The organism is Clostridium paraputrificum AGR2156, from assembly GCF_000424025.1.
Taxonomy (GTDB): Bacteria; Bacillota; Clostridia; order Clostridiales; family Clostridiaceae; genus Clostridium; species Clostridium paraputrificum.
This window is the reverse complement of the sequence record NZ_AUJC01000005.1, coordinates 49,159-65,098: the sequence shown is the minus strand read 5'-3', so window position 1 is coordinate 65,098 and position 15,940 is coordinate 49,159. Positions and strand designations below refer to the sequence as shown.

At 28.5% G+C, this 15,940-nt stretch carries 16 protein-coding genes and 1 other annotated feature; of the genes, 1 reads left to right on the top strand and 15 read right to left on the bottom strand.

Annotated features, from left to right (window positions below):
• Window positions 1-104: 104 nt before the first annotated feature.
• Window positions 105-1,439, bottom strand: coding sequence for a DUF2812 domain-containing protein (locus G594_RS19540; RefSeq protein ID WP_051195912.1), 1,335 nt, complete (start codon window positions 1,437-1,439; stop codon window positions 105-107).
• Entirely contained in the window at window positions 1,429-1,752 is a 324-nt protein-coding gene (locus G594_RS0105410; protein ID WP_027097646.1) for a PadR family transcriptional regulator, read from the bottom strand. Before G594_RS0105410 ends, G594_RS19540 begins: the two co-directional genes overlap by 11 nt.
• 122 nt (window positions 1,753-1,874) lie before the next feature.
• Here G594_RS0105410 and pdaA point away from each other — a divergent pair, with 122 nt between their 5' ends.
• Complete coding sequence (gene pdaA, locus G594_RS0105405; protein ID WP_027097645.1) at window positions 1,875-2,657, top strand: delta-lactam-biosynthetic de-N-acetylase; 783 nt, start codon at window positions 1,875-1,877, stop codon at window positions 2,655-2,657.
• Between the two features lie 102 nt (window positions 2,658-2,759).
• On the opposite strand, the gene G594_RS0105400 is transcribed toward pdaA, so the two are convergent.
• The 13 genes from G594_RS0105400 to G594_RS0105340 all read right to left on the bottom strand — a co-directional run bounded on the left by G594_RS0105400 (window position 2,760) and on the right by G594_RS0105340 (window position 15,814).
• Window positions 2,760-3,593 carry a cysteine ABC transporter substrate-binding protein gene (locus G594_RS0105400; protein WP_027097644.1) on the bottom strand — a complete coding sequence of 278 codons (834 nt, stop codon included), beginning with the start codon at window positions 3,591-3,593 and terminating at the stop codon, window positions 2,760-2,762.
• A 15-nt stretch (window positions 3,594-3,608) separates the two neighbouring features.
• Window positions 3,609-4,346, bottom strand: coding sequence for an amino acid ABC transporter ATP-binding protein (locus tag G594_RS0105395; RefSeq protein ID WP_027097643.1), 738 nt, complete (start codon window positions 4,344-4,346; stop codon window positions 3,609-3,611).
• 13 nt (window positions 4,347-4,359) lie between these two features.
• Window positions 4,360-5,037: an amino acid ABC transporter permease gene (locus G594_RS0105390; RefSeq protein WP_034865920.1), complete on the bottom strand. Its 678-nt coding sequence runs from the start codon at window positions 5,035-5,037 to the stop codon at window positions 4,360-4,362.
• Window positions 5,018-5,677: an amino acid ABC transporter permease gene (locus tag G594_RS0105385; RefSeq protein WP_027097641.1), complete on the bottom strand. Its 660-nt coding sequence runs from the start codon at window positions 5,675-5,677 to the stop codon at window positions 5,018-5,020. The genes G594_RS0105390 and G594_RS0105385 overlap by 20 nt, the downstream gene beginning before the upstream one ends.
• A gap of 41 nt (window positions 5,678-5,718) precedes the next feature.
• Window positions 5,719-5,957 (bottom strand) — a binding site (T-box leader).
• A 150-nt stretch (window positions 5,958-6,107) separates the two neighbouring features.
• On the bottom strand, window positions 6,108-6,755 hold the full coding sequence (locus G594_RS0105380; protein ID WP_027097640.1) for a cyclodeaminase/cyclohydrolase family protein: 648 nt from the start codon (window positions 6,753-6,755) through the stop codon (window positions 6,108-6,110).
• 72 nt (window positions 6,756-6,827) lie between these two features.
• On the bottom strand, window positions 6,828-7,364 hold the full coding sequence (locus G594_RS0105375; protein WP_027097639.1) for a nitroreductase family protein: 537 nt from the start codon (window positions 7,362-7,364) through the stop codon (window positions 6,828-6,830).
• A 56-nt stretch (window positions 7,365-7,420) separates the two neighbouring features.
• Window positions 7,421-8,329: an AEC family transporter gene (locus tag G594_RS0105370; protein WP_027097638.1), complete on the bottom strand. Its 909-nt coding sequence runs from the start codon at window positions 8,327-8,329 to the stop codon at window positions 7,421-7,423.
• 25 nt (window positions 8,330-8,354) lie between these two features.
• Entirely contained in the window at window positions 8,355-9,482 is a 1,128-nt protein-coding gene (locus G594_RS0105365) for a glycosyltransferase family 4 protein (protein WP_027097637.1), read from the bottom strand.
• 5 nt (window positions 9,483-9,487) lie between these two features.
• A complete protein-coding gene (locus tag G594_RS0105360) occupies window positions 9,488-10,894 on the bottom strand; it encodes a flippase (RefSeq protein ID WP_027097636.1) in 1,407 nt (468 codons plus the stop codon).
• 62 nt (window positions 10,895-10,956) lie between these two features.
• Window positions 10,957-12,174 carry an O-antigen ligase family protein gene (locus tag G594_RS0105355; protein ID WP_027097635.1) on the bottom strand — a complete coding sequence of 406 codons (1,218 nt, stop codon included), beginning with the start codon at window positions 12,172-12,174 and terminating at the stop codon, window positions 10,957-10,959.
• Between the two features lie 22 nt (window positions 12,175-12,196).
• Window positions 12,197-12,904 carry a WecB/TagA/CpsF family glycosyltransferase gene (locus tag G594_RS0105350; protein ID WP_027097634.1) on the bottom strand — a complete coding sequence of 236 codons (708 nt, stop codon included), beginning with the start codon at window positions 12,902-12,904 and terminating at the stop codon, window positions 12,197-12,199.
• An 11-nt stretch (window positions 12,905-12,915) separates the two neighbouring features.
• Window positions 12,916-14,004: a tetratricopeptide repeat protein gene (locus G594_RS0105345; protein ID WP_027097633.1), complete on the bottom strand. Its 1,089-nt coding sequence runs from the start codon at window positions 14,002-14,004 to the stop codon at window positions 12,916-12,918.
• Between the two features lie 91 nt (window positions 14,005-14,095).
• Entirely contained in the window at window positions 14,096-15,814 is a 1,719-nt protein-coding gene (locus G594_RS0105340) for a phospho-sugar mutase (RefSeq protein WP_027097632.1), read from the bottom strand.
• Window positions 15,815-15,940 lie beyond the last annotated feature (126 nt).

Genomic DNA, 15,940 nt, shown 5'->3' with positions numbered 1-15,940 from the left:
TTGATTTTTTTCAATACCTTTGACCATGTTTTAGATTTCCTTTATATTAAATAAAATAAAAAGGACGAATTAAGTCCTTTTTATTCTCAATTTGAATAATCTTGCTAAGCAAAACATTCATTATATATAATATTTAAAAATTCCTCTTCATCTAAATCTTTAAAGTTATTAGAAATACTTATATATTTATTTTCACCAATGACAATATACTTTTTCCCTAGTTTATTATTGTTTGCATAAACACAAACATCTTTAGGTAGATTGGTTTCTATAATTTCTAATATTAAATCAGCATCATCATATTCATATGATAATTTACAAAAGCTTTTAATTTTTTTATTTACACATAACTCAAAAAGCCAATTACTATCACATATAAAAGTATCATAAAAAAATAATTCATTTTCTCCTTCACTAAAATAGCTTCTATTTTCTGCTATTATACTTTTAGAACTATATACCTTATTACATGTTTCTTCATATCCAAAATCATTTAATATTAAATTTGATATATACTCATAATTTTTCTTAATATCATTGGAGAATGTGCCTCCTAATACATTAAATACTGTTAGATTAATAAAAAGAATATACATCACTATACAACTTAAAATAGTAATAATTATATTAGTTCTTCTCTTAAAATTCTTTTTCTTTAAAAATTTTATTATCATATAAAAAAGAAGCATAAAAACTAAAAAGAAAGATAAAACAGATACTATTTCGACTCTAGAAAAACTACTATCCATTGCAGGAGTAACAATAATAAATACTAGTGCAAGTATTATTCCTATTATATAAAGTTTATTTTTTCTTTTTAATGATTTATACGAGTTATATGGTATGAATTTATTTTCTTTTAAACTTATTCTACTTTTTATAATCCACTGAATAAATAAAATTAGTTCTATAGAATAATAAAGTATGGCTGCACTATATATAAATGAACATAATATCATTACATTACTTGAGAAAATAGTCTTTACCATACCAAAGCTAGCAAACCATTGGTAAAAAACAATCATCCATAAAGCAACAATAACTGCATATCCCAAGACATTCCACATAGATGCCTTTATTATTTGTTTAAATTTTTCTTTCTCATCAGTGTGTATTGGGATTAACTCTAAATTATCTTCAGTATAAAAAATTTGAATCTTACCTTTGCTACAAACATATTTCCAACCAGCTTCTTCACAATAATCTCTATATCTTAATGTTTCTTCATTATCTTCAGCATGGAAGAAAGTAACATCTCCAAGTATATCAACTGTAAATTTTAATTTTCTTGCTTTAATCTTTTCAAATTTAAATATGTTGCCACTAATAGAAGTTAATAACCATCCTTTACTTGCCTCTTCTTCTAAAAACTCTTCTACAGCTGCACACTCATATGGCATAAAATTAAATAAAACTCTTTTTTTATTTTTATTCTTCATATCTCTCCTCCAAAAATTCTCTTCCTTCTGCAACCAAAGTTTTTAACCTTTTATATTCACATTCTAAGATTTCTTTGCCCTTACCAGTAATCTTATACATTCGTTTTCTTCCTACCCTAGAGGTTTCAATAATCATATGCTCTTCCTCAAACTTTCCTAAAAGAACATATAAAGTTCCAGGTCCAACTTTAACCCTTCCATTTGAAATATCTAAAACATTCTTCATTATATCTACTCCACATTTTTCATTAAGAAGAGATATTAAAACATAATACATAGGTTCAGTTAAATTTTGAAATTGTTCTCTAGCCAAATTATCACCGTCCTTATATCGATAATCGATATTGTCAACTCTCCTTGTAAATCATTCCAGTATTTTAGGTGGACATAATACAAATAATAACCTTGAAATTCAAAAAGAAATTAGGTGATTATATGAAGAAAAAATTATTTGTATTTGCTCTTTTAATAGCTTTAATTGTTTCTATAATTCCTATGAATGTTATGGCTCTCACAGCTAGTGACACTACAGAACTTAATTGGTATTACGTTGCAAGAGTAAAAGGAGAAACACCTGAACCCGCAAAAGAATCTGCATCATTTCTAAAAGAATGTGGAGGATATTATGTAGGTGACACTTCTCAAAAAGTTTTATATTTAACTTTTGATGAAGGATATGAGAAAGGGTATACTAGTGCAATACTTGATACACTTAAGGAGCTTAAAATACCTGCTGCCTTTTTTGTTGTCAAGCCATACATAGATAGCGAACCTGAATTAATAAAGAGAATGGTTGATGAAGGTCACTTAGTTTGTAATCATTCTAACCATCATCCATCTATGGCTTCAATTACTGATCCTGAAAAATTCAAAAAGGAATTAACTGACGTTGAAGCTGCATTTAAAGAGCTAACAGGAAAAGATATGCCAAAATACTTTAGACCCCCAATGGGTAAATATTCCAAAAAATCTTTAGAGATGACTAAAGCTTTAGGATATAAATCTATCTTCTGGAGCTTTGCTTATAAAGATTGGTTAGTTGATGATCAACCTAGCGAAAGTTTTGCTATAGAAAAAATTAAAAAAGGTGCTCATCCTGGAGGAATTTTATTATTGCACGCTGTATCAAGTACAAACACAAAAGTTATGAAGCAAGTGTTAAGTGATTTACAAGCTGAAGGCTATGTATTTAAATCTCTTGATGAGTTGCCAGAATAAAATTTCACAAAGAAAAAGTATAGGAATGTTTTTTCCTATACTTTTTTAATATTTATTTATATAAATATATATTGTTATATTTATAAGAATTAATGAAAGGCATTACTCTATAATTATATCTTTTTGATCAACTGTATCCCCATAAGCTGGCTTCAAAGTTTTATCATAAGCCTCTTTTATTTTTCCTTCTTTAGAAAGCTTATTGATTTCATCATTTAACCAGTTTAAAAGTTCAGTGTCCCCTTTCTTAACAGCAGGTGCTATTACATCTTCATCACCAAGATTTTTAATTCCTACAGTGTAACCTTTATTCTCTACAGCCCATGCAAATAATAAAGTATTGTCATGAGCTAAAGCAGCTCCTCTTCCATCCTTCAAAGCTTCAAAAGCTTCTGTGTTCTGATCAAACTTTAACAATTCCATATCAGGATAATTTTTTGAGAAATAAGCATCAGCTGTTGTTCCCTTGTTTACAATTAACTTTTTACCTTTTAACTCATTAACATCAGTAATTACTGTTCCATCTTTTGAAACAACCCCTAAAGCAACTTTCATATATGGATTTGCAAAATCCACCTTCTCTTTTCTCTCATTTGTAACTGTAAAATTAGCTAAGATAATATCAACTTTATTTGCCTGCAAAAATTCAACTCTACTAGCTGCCTCAACTAAAACAAACTCTACCTTTGTTTCATCCCCAAACAAATCCTTTGCTATTTCCTTTGCAATTTCTACATCATAACCTTGGTTTATACCATTGGAATCTACATATCCAAAAGGTGGCTTATCACTAAAGACACCAATTTTTATAGTTCCACGTTTTTTTATTGACTCTATAGAAGATTCATTTTCATTCTTGCCACCACATCCAATTAGGCTCAAAACTAACAGCACAGCAGAAAGTAATACTCCAATAACTTTAAATTTCTTTTTCATAAAATATGCCCCCTTTTAATAATTTAAAATATTTAAAAATGATCTTGCCCTCTCTGTTTTAGGATTTGTAAAGAACTCTTCTGGACTAGTTATCTCTACTATCTTCCCTTCATCCATAAAAGCTATCTTATTAGCCACTTTTCTAGCAAAAGACATTTCATGAGTTACAACTATCATAGTCATACCATCCTTTGCTAAGGCTTGTATAACTTCTAATACTTCTCTTACCATCTCTGGGTCTAATGCAGCTGTTACTTCATCAAAAAGCATTATATCTGGATTCATACATAAGGCTCTAACTATAGCAATTCTCTGTTTTTGCCCTCCTGATAACTCCCTAGGAAAAGATTTTTTCCTATCTAGAAGTCCAACCTTTTCTAATAATTTATCAGCCTTAGCTTCTACTTCTTCTCTTTTTCTCTTCTGAACCTTTAAAGGTCCTAAAAGAATATTATCTATTACATTCATGTGAGAAAATAATTCATAGCTTTGAAATACCATTCCTATTTTTCCTCTTACTTTAGTCCAAGAAATATCTTTCCCAAGTTCACCCAAACCATCTAAGGTAATTACTCCATCATTTATATTCTCAAGCCCATTAATACATCTTAATAGAGTACTTTTGCCACAACCTGAAGGGCCTAATAAAACTAAAACCTCACCTTTATGAAGATCTAAGTCCACTCCTTTTAAAACCTCTATATTGCCAAAACTTTTTCTTAGTCTTTGTATTTTTAAAAACTCATCTGCCATATCTCTTTACCTCCTAACTTATCCATTTTCCCTCTAAATATTTTGATAATAGAGAAAGTGGATAACAAATAATAAAGTATAGAATAAATATTGTTCCATATATCCAAAATGATGCTGAAGGATTTGTTAAAATTGAGGATTCTATTATTTGCTGTCCAATTTTAATTACTTCAACAACACCAATTAAAACTACTAAAGAGCTTGTTTTAATCATCCTAGTGGCTAAGTTTATTGCACCTGGAGTTATTCTTCTTAATGCTTGTGGAATCAATATATATCTAAATGTTTGTCCATTGCTTAGCCCTAAGGCATAAGATGACTCCCACTGATGTTTTTCTATTGATGTTAAAGCACCTCTAACTATATCTCCCATTTCTGCAGTTCCCCATATAACGAAAACAATTATAGATACAAGCACTCCATCAATATGAGTATTTAAAGCAGTCGCAACTCCAAAATATACAATAAATAACCATACTAAAATTGGTATTATTCTAACTGCTTCAAGATATAATCTACACAACGCTTTTATAACCTTATTTTTACTAGTCATTATTACTCCTAAAATTACACCTAGAATAGTTGCTAGTATTACTGAAATAAAAGCTATTTTACAGGTAACTAATAAACCACCAAGAAGTCTCTCAAGATTTTTCCCTTGAAAAATAACATCAATCCCCATACTTTGCAGACCTTCCTTTCTTCTCTAAACAACTAATCAATACAGATATTGGAAGTAATATTATCAAATAAAAAATAACCAATAAAAATAATGCTTCTATAGTTTTATATTCCATACCAATAATGTCTTTAGCTAAAAACATTAAATCTGCCACGGCTATCGCCCCAACAATGGAAGTTTCCTTTAACAAGAATAAACAATTAGCTCCTATTGATGGTATTGCAATAGATATAGCTTGTGGTAGAACAATATATCTCAATGTTTGAAATCTAGTTAGCCCTATGCTTAATCCAGATTCAATCTGTCCTTTGGAAACTGCCTCTAAACCTCCTCTTATTGCTTCAGCCATATAACTGCCCCCTAAAAAGGTTAATCCTATAACTCCACAAGTAAACCCACTTAGTTTTATCCCAATTTTGGGCAACCCATAAAATAAGAAAAATAATTGGATTAATAAAGGAGTATTTCTAGACATCTCTATATAAGCCTTAGAAATAGTCTTTAAAATTCTAACCTTATAGAAAATCAGATTACTACAGATCAAGCCAACAACTACTGAAAGAATTATTCCAATAGCCCCTAATTCCAATGTTAAAATTGTTGCATCTACATACCTTGGTAAAGCCTCAATTATAAACTCCCAATTCATATAACTTCCCTCCTATGAAAATAAGCCTCATCTCTTAATACATAAGAGACGAGGCTTTTTGCTCCGCGGTTCCACCCTAATTAGATTCTATAAAATCCCACTTAACTATGTACTTTCATACACTTACGCTATAACCGGCGCACCGTGATAGTCCTACTATAATTCTTCAAACTATCTGCTCTAGAGGGCACTTCACTATTCTCATTATAGAAGTTCTCACCAAACACCTCTTCTCTGTGATAATTGCAAAATAGCTACTTTTCTCTTTCTACGCATTTAAAAATGTTTTCTAAAATTTATATGGTATTAATAACCTATAAATACTAAATCTACTTTTATCTCTTATCTTTATTTTTCTTTCGTTTAATTTTGTAATATTATTATATAAAAAAAACCATAAAGTGTGATTAACTACTTTATGGCTAAAATATTAAGATGGATATATTTCATTATTCATTTTCTTTACAATACTGTCTTTTCTCTTAATTGATTTCTCTTCTAATTCAACTAACTCTAACTCAACACTTTTTGCAAAAGGCTTATCTCTTAGTGAATTTAAATTAACTTTAACATTTACAATTGCACTTTCAATAGCTGCATGTAAAAGAATAGCTGCACATCCTGCATCTGATATAAGCATTCTATTTCCATACTTTACAGCTACATCTATATTATCATAAAAATTATAACACTCCTTAGCAAGTTCCAAAGGAGCCTTCATAGCCTTAACTGTTCCTTGAACTATAGCTGCACTTCTAATTTTCTTTTCTTCATCAGAATCTTTAGGAAGCTTATAACAATCCATAAGTTTATTAAAATACTCTCTATCCAACTCCATTAGTTCCATTGATTTTTTTATAAACTTACCACTTGCTTCTTTAAAGTCTAGTACTGTCTTTTTTGTTTCTCCATCTAAACTTTCAAAGGACTTTTTATTTACAGTCAATGAATAAACCATTGAATTTAGGCTTCCGGAAAGAGCAGCTACAAGCCCTGCTACACTTCCTCCACCTGGAGATGGTGATGAAGATGACAAGTCTTCTAAAAATTCATCTATTTTATAATCCTTAAACCTCATACTATTACCTACCTTCTAGTTTTTATCTAATTATAAAAAAAAGAGTAACTTTTTACAAGTTACCCTTAGCTTTTAATATGGGTTATTATATTCATTTCTAAAAGCAAACTCTTTAATATCCTTTGCTTTATAATGCTCTTTTTCTTCTGCTATCTCACCTACTGGTGTTATACCTATAATTTTGTATTCATCAGGTATCTTTAATATATCTTTTACCTCACCTTCATCTATGGCACCAATCCACAATGTTCCATATCCTTCTGCTGTTGCTGCAAGAATTATATGTTCCATAGCAATAGCACCATCTACAAGATAAAAATCCTTACCTTCAACCTCACCAGAATCATCAGGTTTTGCAATAATAACCATAGCTATTGGTGCCTCTTTTACAGCATTACATGCCTTATCATCTTTATTTCTTATGGATTCTGCAATCTCATCCTTCTTATCTTTATCATCAACTATTACAATTCTAAATGCGCTCCTATTTTTCCATGAAGGAGCTCTCATAGCCGCTTCTATCATTTTATCTATAGATTCTTTAGAGATTTTGCTATCCTTGTATTTAGATATACTAGTCCTCTTTTTTATAACATCAAAAAATTCCATTACTAAACACCATCCTATAAAATTATTCAGTATTAGAATTTCTCACTTTCGTATTTTTATACTAGATAACTTATCCAAAAAGGCAACGTAAGTAAAGATATTAATGTAGTTACAAGAACAATAATTGCTGAATATTCCTTTTCCATATTGAATTTTTCTGCAAAAATAGTAGTTGTTGTAGCTACTGGCATAGCTTGTACTAATACTAGAGTTTTTACAACTATAGTATTATCCTTAAGGATGCTTCCAAGTATCAATACTGTTAAAGGCAATAAAGCTAACTTTACTAAAGCCCCATAATAAATTGAGCCATCTTTTAACATTTTCCTAAAGTCCACTTTTGATAAAACACCCCCTATAACTATCATAGAAATTGGGGTTGTCATACTACCCACCATATTAGTAGGATATAATATAATTTGTGGAATATTAATATTAAAAATAAGTATTGGTAATCCAATATATACTGCAATCATTGATGGATTTAATAATATTCTTTTTATATCATTTTTTTCTTTACTATCAGAATATAGAATTACTCCATAGGTCCATAAAAATATAGTAAAAAACAAATTAAATATTGATGCATAAATAACACCTTCTGAACCAAAGACCATATTAACTATTGGAAACCCTATAAAACCACAATTTGAAAACACACTGGAAAACTGAAGAACTCTTCTTTTCCCTTCAGATTTAACTTTTTTAAACAACATATGACATAGGGGTATAGCTATAATAAAGCATATAAAACTATAAATAAATGCCTTTATTATATTATTCATAATGCTTTCATGAAAGCTAAAAGAAAAAGATGATACTATCATTAAAGGAAGTGTTATATTTAATAAAATCTCAATTAGTCCCTTTTGTGTTTCTTCAGTTATTATTCTTTTTTTATTTCCATATACTCCAATAAGTAAGATTAAAAAAATAGAAACAATATTACTAAATATCTCAAACATTCTCTACTCCAATAAAAGTAATTTATTATAATATACTTTTTAAATGTTCATTTAGTCTATCAATGATATTATCCCAATCAAATTTATTAACTGCTTCACTATATGTCTTATCCGAAATCTTTTTCAAATCTCCACAAGTCATATAATTAATCAAACCTTCAGTCAAGGCCTTTTCATCTCCAGGTTCAACTAATATTCCACCACTTTTATTTACTATCTCATAAGCAATGCCTACATCTGTTGAAACGATTATATCCCCTAAAGCAGCTGCTTCTATAAAGCTAATTCCAAAACTTTCGAAATCAGATGTTAAAGAAAATATCTTTGCTTTTTTGTATTCATTAAATAATGCTTCCCTATCATCAAGATTCCCAACAAGTTCTATGGAAGCTTCTATCCCAGAGTTTTCATTTAAGAATTTTTCATATAAATCTAAAAATCCATCCTCTATAGGACCAACTAACCTTAACTTCCACCCTTTTCTTATTTCTACCGGAATATTTTTAAATGCTTCTAATAGCATCACAGTATTTTTTTCTTCAGCACCAATTCTAGCTGTACTTAAAATTATATTTTCTTTAACGGAATAATCATAACGTATATTTAAAGAATCTAACAATTTGAAATCTACACCATTAGGTAATATTTCAAGCTTATCCTTTAAATAAGGTAGCTGATTAATTAAGTCTTTATATATCTTTTCTTGCTCAACCGTAATTAAATCAAACTTTTTAAAGAACTTTTTTAGAAAAACTTTACCTATTTTGTTTAAGTTACTTATTCTTTCCGGTAATAAGTGACTACAATCTAATTTCAAATATAGCTTTCCTTCTTTATTTAAAAACTTATAAATATATGCATAGCAAAAAGAAGATAGAGTAACGTGGAACATTTGAAGAATATCATAGTTTTTACTATTCTTTAACAAATATATACTTCCATCTAAAGCATAGCTATTAAATCTATTTTTAACAAATTCTAATTTCAAGCCTTTTACAACATCATTTTGAAAAGTATATTCTCCATTTTTAAAAGTTATTAATGATGAATCATATCCATACTTTTCATATAATTTAAACGGAATCATTCCCATATCTTTTACCAAATGAACATTGGTAGATTTTAAATATATCATTCCATATCTCTTACTCATAGTATTTAGTCCTTAAACCCTTCCTTAAGTTCATTAATAGTTACTATTTTTAATGTAAACAATGTAATAAAATATATAACTATAGATATTAATATAAGAACAAATATATTGCTTATAAATATTCTTGTAATGCTAAGTATTAATCCCATTACTATAGATGGTATTAGTAATATAATAACTTCCTTTATGTCATTGAATTTTACTATTTTTCTTATATAAGCTCTCATTAAAATTAAGTTTATAACTTCAGTTAGCGTTGTAACTAAAGCTGCAGCCATATATCCATACTTAGGAATTAAAATTAAATTTAATAAAAGGTTAATAGTTGCTGATAATCCTACAACCTTTAGATATTTCTTTTCCAATCCAAAGGCATTTAAAGAATATGCATATACTTCTCTTATTGATATTATAAAAATATATATCATTAATATTTTCAGCGGTTCAATTGCTGGTGAATATTGCTCGTTATAAAATAGTAAAATTATCTTATCTGCTAAAATAAAACCACCAAAAGAAATAGGTATTGTTATCATTAAGACAACCTTCATAACTAATTTAATAGTTCGCTTTATTTTTTCTTTTCCCTCACTATATGCTCTAACCAAATATGGAAATAGAGGCAGAAATAAAACTCCTATGAATGTTATGATAAAATTAATAAAATTATATGCTGCTTGATATATACCTAACTCTCCAAATCTTGAATTACTAGCACCTAAAATTATCTTATCTATATTTCCATTTACCATAGCTAATAATCCAGATAATAAAAACGGAATTCCTATAACAAAATACCTTTTAAATATTTTATTACTAAATTTAAAATGTACCTTTATATTGTATCTTCTTAAAATAACATAATAGTAAAGTGCACCACTTAAAACTCCAATAACCATAGCTATAGGTATAATATAAATATCATTACTAGATTTAACTGAAATAAATATTATTACTGCTGGAACAATTGTTTTTAACAAATTATATACAGCATTATGCTTCATGTCCTGAATTCCAGAAAAGAACCAGTCAAAATTCATTGAAGTCGGTATTAATATAATACTCCACAATATTATTATTAAAGGAAACTTTGAATCATCAGATAAAAATGATGACATAATTAAGCAAATGATACAACATATAACTGCTATAATAAATCTAAAGGTAAATAGTTCGCTAACTAAATCCTCATAATCTTTATCCTTTTGTACAACTAATCTAGTTCCAAAGGTTTGCACCCCAAATAGAACTATCATAGTGAAATATAATATAAATTGTTGAGCATAAGTTATCATTCCATAGTTATATTCAAGTAAAATATTAGAATAATATGCTATACTAACAAAACCTATCAATTGTCCTATTATATTAGCTACTGATGTACTTAAAAAGTTTTTTAAAATCCTATTCATAAATCACCTATAAAATGCTTCAATTTAAATTAAAATAATATTCAGCTACCTGACTTATCATATTATTTTGCTGCCTTTTTATTTCTATATAATAAAATTAATATACCAACTATAATCCAATATAAAAATGTTACTTTAGGAACAAACCACATATTATCCAATAAATTTGCTTGGAAGAAAATCAATAATGCTACTATTAATCCCTTTATAAGTCCTTTATACTTTTCAGAATATAATTTACATATCTTTATAGATCTTATAAATATCATAGTATGTAAAAGCATAAATGGAATAAAACCTAAAATTCCAAGTTCAGATAATATTTTAAAATAAGAATTATGCGTAGGATAATTTTCTTCTCCTGGAACAATAAATTTAGGAAAAAGCTTCACATATTGTGAATGTAATGTAACATAGTTTCCATTTCCAACCCCTGTTAATGGTTTATCCTTAAACATTTCTAATGCTATTCCCCAATGCTTTAATCTTCCATCATTCATTACCGCCTTACCTAGTCCTACTATTCTTACACTTAGTGGTGGATATAATAAAACTCCAGCCCCTGCTATAAATAATCCAATAATAAATTTCCAGTTATATATAATAGTTAAAATACATATTCCAACAACTAATGCAAGCCAAGCGTTTCTAGAAAAACTAAAAGCAATGTTTAATATAAATAAAAGACACACTAGCCCTAGTATTACTTTTTTCACTGTACGCTTTTCATAAAATGCAATCATTACTAAAGGAAATAATAGTACAACAAAATACATTCCTAGAGTGTTAGGGTTGTCTAATGTCACTACAATTCTTGCTACTCCATTAGCATATCTTGTTATTCCTTTACCTGTAATAAATTGAATCACTCCTAATACTCCAATAATGAAGGCTGGATAATAAATAAATCTAACTACTTTTCCTAAATCCTTTTTTATATTAATCTCACTAACAAAGTAATATAATATTGCAATATAAGTACCAAATCTAATAGTCTCTTGTAATGCTAAACCTCTATCTACAGAATAAACCGTGGACACTCCCATAAGTACAATAACAATTAGCATAAATATTACTATTGAGTCCTTAAAAAACTTTTTTAAGTCATTGCACAACTTATTTCTTCTATCATAACTCACTAACATATGTATAAGATAAACAAAAACTAGTAAAACAAGATATATGTCCATTATTCTATATTTTGAATTTATAGTATCCGGTATTAATGGAGTTATACCTAAATATATAAGAAATCCCCATTTTATTAATTCATTTACCATTAATAATCTCCTCTCAAAATATCTATTTCTTTATTGTTACTCTCCATAAGAACTTAGGTATAGAGGTAAGTCTCTTAATTCTCCATGGCTCTTTTAACACTCTATGTAACCATTCAAGCCCTAGAGATATCATCCATTTAGGTGCTCTAGTAGTATTTCCTGCAAATACATCAAAGCTACCTCCAACACCCATGTAAAATGTACAAGGTAATTCATCCATATGCTCCTCTATAAACTTTTCTTGTCTTGGACACCCCATAGCAACAAATAAAGCCCATGGATTACTTTTCTTTATATCATCTACTATGTCTTTACAATTATCTAAATCAAAGAATCCATTATGATATCCAACTATTTTTAATCCTTCAATAGTTTTTTCAAGATTCTTTCTACATTCCTGTAATACTTCCTCTTGTGCACCTAAAAGATAAACACCTTTTCCTTCCTTTGCACACTTATGAAGCATTTCATGCATAATCTCAATACCAGCTATTTTTTCTTCTACTGGTTCTTTAACTATTTTAGATGCTATAACAGTTCCTACTCCATCTGGAATAATTATAGAATACTCTGAATTAAAACTATGGTTAAGCATTTCATTATTTAATCCGCTATATAGCACTTCTGGGTTTCCTGAAACAATATTAACCTTATCCATATTCTCTATTTTTTTTAACAATTCACTCTTATTTTTATTAAACACCTTATATCCTAAAATATTCGTATACATAAATAGCTCCTTTACTTGGCTAATATTCTATCAAGTTCTACAACAACCTCATCCTCTGAATTTAACTTCTTAGCTATATCTAAATGTAGTTTTGCATTTTCCTTATCTCCTAAGTTTAAATAACACATTACTATATTAGTACAAATTTCAACATCTTTAGAAGCTTCAAATCCCTTCTTAAAGTATTTAATTGCAGTTTCAAAGTCTCCTAAGCAAGCATAGTTTACACCTAATTCATTAATTACTTCTAATATTCCCGATTCAATATTCAAGCTTTCATTTAAGTAATAAATAGCTTTTTCAAAGTTGTCAAGCTTTCTATAGGCTACTCCTAAATAGTAATACAATAATGGATTACTATCAAAAACATCAACTAGTGAAAGTAATAATCCTATTGATTTTTCAGGACTTTCATCCAATAACTCTATAGCTTTTTCATAAGAAGAAACATTATCTATATCATTAATTATAGTTTTTATTTCAGAAGTTACTTCTCCACCTTTATTTACATATTCATTTATCTCTACCTTAGCTCCCTTAAAGTCACCTTTAGACTTTAATATTATAGCCTTATAAAGATAAGGATCTGGTAAATCAATAAATTCACTCTTACCTTCTTCTATATCAATTAAAATAATCTCAGAGAATGCACTATCCTTCTCCCTTTGAGCCTCTCCAACTAATAAAAGTCTCTTATAATACTCTTTATTTCCTGTTGCTAAATAAAGACCTTTAAGTAATAAATAAGCGTCAATTAACTCATCACTTTTAATCTTATTTGCTACTAATGCCTTACCACACTCTTCGCTATCCTTTAAATTATTAAAAATAATTATATAGTCTTCACAATAGCTAAGATTCTCATCTGCTCCTAATGATAAGAGCATTCCCTCAATAAAATAATAAATAGGTAAATTGTTTATTTTATATGTATCATTTGCATGACTAGCTACATAACTTGAGCTTATTGGCATATATAAATCTTTAGTCTTTAGGGATACCCCCTCTGGAATACCGACACTTTTTTTGAAACCATCCCAATTCAATTCTAAAAATAATAATTTTCCTAACTTTTCTTTAAATACTGCTTTGTAATCCATCTCTTCCTCCATTAAACACATTATGTCTCTTATAATTATACCCCAAAACCAAAAAAATGCTATCATTTAATAAATGATAGCATTTTTCTCACTATTTTAACTTTTCGTTTATTATTTCCATAACTTTTGATTTAAATCTTTCAATTTCTGATTCAGCATTTTCTAGGCTACTTCCCTTAACTGCTAAATAGATTTTCATCTTTGGTTCTGTACCTGAAGGTCTTACAACAAAAGATGATCCATCTTCTAATATATATTTTAATACATTAGACTTTGGAAGTTTTATTTCTGATTTTACTCCATTAGATTCTTCTAGGCTTAATTTATAATCTAATTTAGTAGAAACTTTAACCCCATCTACTGATTCTATAGAAGAATTTCTTAAAGCATCAATACAAGAAGCAATCTTTTCTTGCCCTTCTTTACCTTCTAATTCTATAGATATCAATGTTTCTTTATAGAAACCATACTTCTCATATAGCTTTATTAGAGCTTCATATAAACTCATGCCTTGTTCTTTATAGTATAAAGTCATTTCTGCTATTAACATTGAAGCAATAACAGCATCCTTATCTCTTACAAATTCACCAGCTAAATATCCATAGCTTTCTTCAAATCCAAATAAGTACTTCTTATCTCCACTTTCTCTGAATTCACGAATCTTTTCACCTATATACTTAAATCCAGTAAGTACATCCATAAGTTCTATTCCAAAGTCTTCTGCTATCTTTCTAGCTCCTTCTGTTGTAACAATAGTCTTTATCACAACTCCATTCTCTGGAAGACTATTAGTTTCTTTTAATGCGCTTAACACATAATGAGTTAATAGTAATCCTGTTTGGTTACCAGTTAATACTTTAAACTCTCCATTGCTTTCCTTAACAACTACACCTATTCTATCGCAATCTGGATCTGTTCCAAAAATAATATCAGGTGATTCTTGTTTTGCCATTTCTAATGCTAATTCAAATACTTGCGGCATTTCTGGATTTGGATATGGTGCTGTTGGAAAGTTTCCATTAGGCTCTTCTTGTTCTTTAACAACCTTTACGTTTGAATATCCAAGTTCAGATAATACTCTTCTTACAGGAATATTTCCACTTCCGTGAATTGGAGTATATATTATTTTTAAATCTTTTGCTTTTTCTTTAACTAATTCTTTTCTTATTGTTAAGTTCTTAACCTCATCAATATATGCCTTATCAACATCTTCTCCAATATATACTAGTAAATCTTTATTTAAAGCTTCTTCTTCAGACATATTCTTAATCATTGAAAAATCTTTAACATCATTTACTAATGAGATTATTTTATTAGCCTTTTCGTCTGTTACTTGCCCACCAAATTCATCATAAACCTTATATCCATTATATTGCTTTGGATTATGCGAAGCAGTAACAACAATTCCACCTTTACAATTTAAATGTCTAACTGCAAAAGATAATACAGGTGTTGGTCTTAAACTTTCATATAAAAATACCTTAACACCATTTGCACATAAAGTTAATGCAGCTGCTGTAGCAAATTCCTTTGACATATTTCTTGAATCATAAGCAACTGCAACTGATGGATTTTCAAAACTTTCATTTAAGTAATTAGCAAATCCTTGTGTAGCCTTTGAAACTGTATATACGTTCATTCTATTACTTCCAGCACCTATAATCCCTCTTAAACCACCTGTACCAAAATCTAAATCCTTATAAAATCTATCTTCGATTTCTTTTTCATCCTTAATATTTCTAAGTTCATTTTTTATTTCTTCATTGATTATATCTGAGTTGATCCATTCATTGTATTTTTCTTTATACAAAGCTATCCCTCCTTAAATTCTGTACAGGTATATTATACAAATATATGATTAAGTTTACAACGAATTATAATAAATTTACTTTCTGCCCACTAATACCTAAATAAAAAAAGACATGAAAACATGTCT

What these genes read in the sequence shown, in the direction of transcription:
- G594_RS0105375 (WP_027097639.1), bottom strand. Translation starts at nt 7,364, where the DNA reads ATGGAATTTTTTGATGTTATAAAAAAGAGGACTAGTATATCTAAATAC.
- G594_RS0105380 (WP_027097640.1), bottom strand. Translation starts at nt 6,755, where the DNA reads ATGAGGTTTAAGGATTATAAAATAGATGAATTTTTAGAAGACTTGTCA.
- G594_RS19540 (WP_051195912.1), bottom strand. Translation starts at nt 1,439, where the DNA reads ATGAAGAATAAAAATAAAAAAAGAGTTTTATTTAATTTTATGCCATAT.
- G594_RS0105400 (WP_027097644.1), bottom strand. Translation starts at nt 3,593, where the DNA reads ATGAAAAAGAAATTTAAAGTTATTGGAGTATTACTTTCTGCTGTGCTG.
- G594_RS0105365 (WP_027097637.1), bottom strand. Translation starts at nt 9,482, where the DNA reads ATGAGTAAGAGATATGGAATGATATATTTAAAATCTACCAATGTTCAT.
- pdaA (WP_027097645.1), top strand. Translation starts at nt 1,875, where the DNA reads ATGAAGAAAAAATTATTTGTATTTGCTCTTTTAATAGCTTTAATTGTT.
- G594_RS0105345 (WP_027097633.1), bottom strand. Translation starts at nt 14,004, where the DNA reads ATGGATTACAAAGCAGTATTTAAAGAAAAGTTAGGAAAATTATTATTT.
- G594_RS0105370 (WP_027097638.1), bottom strand. Translation starts at nt 8,329, where the DNA reads ATGTTTGAGATATTTAGTAATATTGTTTCTATTTTTTTAATCTTACTT.
- G594_RS0105350 (WP_027097634.1), bottom strand. Translation starts at nt 12,904, where the DNA reads ATGTATACGAATATTTTAGGATATAAGGTGTTTAATAAAAATAAGAGT.
- G594_RS0105360 (WP_027097636.1), bottom strand. Translation starts at nt 10,894, where the DNA reads ATGAATAGGATTTTAAAAAACTTTTTAAGTACATCAGTAGCTAATATA.
- G594_RS0105355 (WP_027097635.1), bottom strand. Translation starts at nt 12,174, where the DNA reads ATGGTAAATGAATTAATAAAATGGGGATTTCTTATATATTTAGGTATA.
- G594_RS0105385 (WP_027097641.1), bottom strand. Translation starts at nt 5,677, where the DNA reads ATGAATTGGGAGTTTATAATTGAGGCTTTACCAAGGTATGTAGATGCA.
- G594_RS0105395 (WP_027097643.1), bottom strand. Translation starts at nt 4,346, where the DNA reads ATGGCAGATGAGTTTTTAAAAATACAAAGACTAAGAAAAAGTTTTGGC.